Genomic DNA, 1,125 nt, shown 5'->3' with positions numbered 1-1,125 from the left:
AACTGCCATTAAGTGCGATAGACTCTTCAGCGGTGCGTACAAAATGAGTTCCATGGTCTATTCAGCACACTGGCTGGCACTAAGCTTGTGCTCTTTATTGTGCCGACAATAGATCTCGGTCGCCGTAATCGCCATGGGGCTATTGAGAAATATGGGTAAGTCAGGTATTCGCCCCTGTTTCTTAAGCTCTTGAAGAATATGAAGATTAATTTGCGTACGGCCAACCGCAAAGGAAGGCATCAAGACAATGCCACCGCGCTTACTGGTTTTATTGATGATTTCTTCAAAGAATGCAAAGGCATCGATATCTTCATGTAGTCGATCACCATAAGTCGACTCTACCACCAAGTAATCTGTTTCACTTAGCTTTTGAGGCGCTTTCATTACCAAGTCATCAGAGCGACCAACGTCTCCACTAAAGGTTATGCTTCTTCCCAAGGCGCTAAGTCGAATAGAGGCGGCACCCAGGATATGCCCAACCGGCTTGAATTCAACCTTCACCCCTTTAAGGATCTCTATTTCCTTATTCATCGAGACAGGTTCAAATAATTCCAGCGATGCGTTCGCATCCTCTTCCGTATAAAGAGGCAACGCAGGAGAGTGCTTAGAGAATCTTTTTCGATTTGCGTAGCGAGCATCTTCTTCCTGAAGGAAACCGGCGTCAGGTAGAAGCACACCACACAGGTCTAAGGTACCACTACTACAATAGATTACACCCTTGAATCCGGCCTTCTTAAGAGCAGGAATATAACCACTATGATCTACATGCCCATGAGTCAGTAAGATAACGTCGAGACTTGAGGCATCGATCGGAAACGGTTGCCAGTTCTTGTCTCGTAGGTTTTTTACCCCTTGAAACATACCGCAGTCAACCAGGACTTTCTTGTCGTTTATAGTCAGAAGGTATTTGGAACCTGTAACTGTACCAGCACCACCGATAAATTTTATTTTTAACATGCTCTTATCCTTAGACTCGTTATTCCAAGCATACAAAATCAAGGCCTAAAATGTATATATGTTTTGAGGAAGCCATCACTCAGTTAAGCTAGGCAAGGAGTTCCACTCCTCACATGAACCTTCCCCGAACCTCACGGCCAGTTAACAGTAGAAGACTCTGGCTACAAT

The 1,125-nt window shown here is 44.6% G+C and carries 1 protein-coding gene; it reads right to left on the bottom strand.

All coding sequences use genetic code 11. The annotated features are described in order from the left end of the window. Positions 1–57: 57 nt before the first annotated feature. Positions 58–957: an MBL fold metallo-hydrolase gene (locus A3756_RS14085; RefSeq protein WP_068553720.1), complete on the bottom strand. Its 900-nt coding sequence runs from the start codon at positions 955–957 to the stop codon at positions 58–60. Between the last annotated feature and the right edge of the window lie 168 nt (positions 958–1,125).

It is taken from the genome of Oleiphilus sp. HI0086, from assembly GCF_001635225.1.
The sequence above is the reverse complement of the archived record's forward strand: the minus strand, read 5'-3'. Positions and strand labels throughout refer to the sequence as shown.

Coding starts and splice junctions, on each gene's coding strand:
- A3756_RS14085 (WP_068553720.1), bottom strand. CDS start 957: ATGTTAAAAATAAAATTTATCGGTGGTGCTGGTACAGTTACAGGTTCC.